This is a genomic window from Falsiroseomonas sp. RANM36 (genome assembly GCF_056682175.1).
This window is the reverse complement of the sequence record NZ_JBWXTD010000002.1, coordinates 482812-485768: the sequence shown is the minus strand read 5'-3', so window position 1 is coordinate 485768 and position 2957 is coordinate 482812. Positions and strand designations below refer to the sequence as shown.

The 2957-nt window shown below is 73.7% G+C and carries 4 protein-coding genes; all 4 read left to right on the top strand.

Translation table 11 applies throughout. The annotated features are described in order from the left end of the window. Window positions 1–738: Bug family tripartite tricarboxylate transporter substrate binding protein (locus AC1MIR_RS03155; RefSeq protein ID WP_480026730.1), on the top strand; the 738-nt coding region annotated here is incomplete at its 5' end. Between the two features lie 3 nt (window positions 739–741). Further along, window positions 742–1521 (top strand): enoyl-CoA hydratase/isomerase family protein, encoded by a 780-nt coding sequence (locus AC1MIR_RS03150; protein ID WP_480026729.1) that lies wholly within the window; start codon window positions 742–744, stop codon window positions 1519–1521. A gap of 1 nt (window position 1522) precedes the next feature. Beyond that, window positions 1523–2455, top strand: coding sequence for a 2-hydroxyacid dehydrogenase (locus AC1MIR_RS03145; RefSeq protein ID WP_480026728.1), 933 nt, complete (start codon window positions 1523–1525; stop codon window positions 2453–2455). Window positions 2456–2464: 9 nt separating this feature from the next. Beyond that, window positions 2465–2957, top strand: a 493-nt coding sequence (locus tag AC1MIR_RS03140) for a GntR family transcriptional regulator (protein ID WP_480026727.1), incomplete at its 3' end; no start/stop codon positions are given.

Genomic DNA, 2957 nt, shown 5'->3' with positions numbered 1-2957 from the left:
GCCGCGAAGTCGCGGCCGGACGGCACCACGCTCGTGCTGGCCAGCAGCGGCGCCATCGTGATCCAGCCGCATCTGCAGCCGCGCATGCCCTATGACGTGCACCGCGACCTGGCGCCGATCACGCAGGTGCTGAGCGTGCCGCAGATCGTCTCCGTCGCCCCCGGCCTTGGCGTGAAGACGCTCGCGGAACTGATCGCCATGGCCAAGGCACGGCCCGGCCAGCTCTCCTTCGGCTCGGCCGGCATCGGATCCTCGCTGCACATGGCCGGCGAGATGCTGAAGCTGCGCGCGGGCATCGACATCGTCCACGTGCCCTATCGCGGCGCCGCGCCCGCGGTGACGGACCTGCTGGGCGGGCGCATCCAGATCCTGGCGGCGGATGTGCCGGCGCTGCTCGGCCAGGTGCGCGCCGGCGCGCTGCCCGCGCTGGCCGTCACCTCGGCGGAGCGGCTGCCGCTGCTGCCGGATGTGCCGACGGCGCAGGAAGCCGGCGTGCCGGGGATGGTCAGCGAGACCTGGTACGGGATTTTTGGGCCCGCAGGGATCCCCGCTGACCGACAGGCGATCCTATCGCGCGCGGCGCGCGGCGCGCTCGAGGATGCGGAGACGAAGCGCCTGCTGACCGAGCAGGGCGGGCGCGTGGTCGGCAGCAGCCAGGCCGATTTCGCCGCCTTCATCCGCAGCACCTACGACGCCTGGGGCGAGGTGGTGCGGACGACGGGCGTGAAGCTGGAATAGCCCATGACCGACACCTACGAGACGCTGCGGCTGGAGGTGGCGGGCTTCGTCGCCACCGTCGCGCTGGACCGCCCGCCCGTCAACGCGATGAACCGCGCGATGCGCGAGGAGATCGTGCGCGTCTTCGACGAACTGCACGACCGCGACGACGTCCGCGCGGTGGTGCTCACGGGCGCCGGCAAGGCCTTCTGCGCCGGCGCCGACCTGAAGGAGCGGCCGAGCATCGCCGGCAATCCCGGCGCCTATCCGCGGCACAACCGCCTCACGCGCGCCGTCTTCGACAGCGTGATGGAATGCGGCAAGCCGGTGATCGCGGCGGTGAACGGGCTGGCCATCGGCGCGGGCTGCGTGCTGGCGCTCAGCGCCGACATCATCCTGGTGGCCGAGGATGCCTACCTCTCCATGACCGAGGTGGATGTCGGCCTGGCCGGCGGCGTGAAGCATGTGCGCCGGCATTTCGGCGAGTCCGACGCGCGGCTGATGATCTACACCGCGCGGCGCATCGCCGGCCCCGACCTGCTGCGCATGAACGCCGCCTCGATGTGCGTGACGCGGGAGGCGCTGCTGGCGGAGGCGCTGAAGATCGGCGCGGAGATCGCGGCCAAGGTCCCGCTCGCCGTGCAGGCGGCGAAGCGGAGCTTCCAGGTCACCGAATACCTGCCGCTGCACGAGGGCTACCGCTTCGAACAGTCGCAGACCGTGGCGCTGGCCGCTACCGAGGACACGCAGGAGGCGTGGCGCGCCTTCGCCGAGAAGCGCAAGCCCGTGTTCAAGGGGCGCTGACATGGCCGCGCGCGAGGCGATCCTGCTGCTCTGCCCGATCCCGGCCGATCTGCGCGCCGCGCTGGCCGAGCGGCACGACCTGGTGGAGGACAGGCCGGATGCCCCGCTGCCGCCCGGCATCCGCATCGCCGTCATCACGGCGATGGCCGGCCTGACCGCGGCGCAGCTCGATCGCCTGGCGGGTCTGCGGCTCGTGGTCAGCCAGGGGACGGGGCTCGAGAAGCTCGATCTCGCCGCCGCCGCGCGGCACGGGGTGGCCGTCGCCTACACGCCGGACGTGATGACGGAAGATGTGGCCGATGCCGCGATCGGGCTGATGTATGCCGCCGCGCGGCGCATCGCGGAGGCCGACCGCTTCGTGCGCGCCGGCCGCTGGGGCGGGGAGCGCATGCCGCCCTCACTCAGCCTGCACCGCAAGGCGGTGGGGATCGCGGGGATGGGGCGCATCGGGCAGGCCATCGCGCGCCGTGCCGCCGGCCTCGGCATGGCGGTGGCGTGGACCGGGCCGCGCGAGAAGCCGGAGCTGCCCTGGCCGCGCATCGCCACCCTGCGCGACCTGGCGGCGCTCTCGGACGTGCTGGTCATGGCGGTGCCCGGCGGGTCGGACACCGCGCGGATGGCGGATGCCGCGGTGCTGGAGGCGCTCGGGCCGCGCGGCATCTTCGTCAATGTCGCGCGCGGATCTGTGGTGGACGAGCCGGCGCTGATCGCGGCGCTGGAACGGGGCGGCATCGCCGCCGCGGGGCTCGATGTCTTCGCCACCGAGCCGGCGCTCGACCCGCGCTTCCTCGCGCTCGGGAACGTCGTGCTGGCGCCGCATTCGGCCTCCATCACGCTGGAAACCCGGCAGGCCATCATCGCGCGGATGCTCGGCGACATCGCGGCCTTCCGCGAAGGTCGCGCGTTCCTCGACGCCGCCGCGGCGGCGCGGTAGGGGCGCAGCATGCCGCTTGCCGCAAAGAGAGACGTTCCGCCGCCCGGGCTGGACCTCAGCCGCAGCGCGGTGGCGCGCTACATCCAGCTCGCCACCCTGTTCCGCCGGCGGATCGAGCAGGGCGCCTGGCGCCAGGGCCAGCAGATCCCGACCGTCGACGAACTCGCGGCCGAATGCGGCGTGGCGCGCGCCACCATCCGCCAGGCGCTGGACCTGCTGGAGCATGACGGCCTGATCGAGCGCTTCCGCGCCAAGGGCACCTTCGTGCGCAGCACGCCTTCGGCCGGGCGCCTCTGGTGCGAGGTGGAGACGGACTGGTCGGGCCTGCTCCGCTCCCGCGAAGGGGCGGAGATCGAGACGCTCGGCATCCGCGCGGACCTGCCGGCCACCGCCGTGCCGCCGGCCGAGATCGGCCGGCCCGCCGCGCGCGAGCGCCATTTCCCCCGCCGCCCCCGGCGCGCCGGCCCGCCCGTCCAGCTCGCCGAGGGGGATCGGGCCGCGG

Bases quoted from the DNA above. Each gene is read 5' to 3' on its own strand.
- AC1MIR_RS03150 (WP_480026729.1), top strand. From the start codon at position 742: ATGACCGACACCTACGAGACGCTGCGGCTGGAGGTGGCGGGCTTCGTC.
- AC1MIR_RS03145 (WP_480026728.1), top strand. From the start codon at position 1,523: ATGGCCGCGCGCGAGGCGATCCTGCTGCTCTGCCCGATCCCGGCCGAT.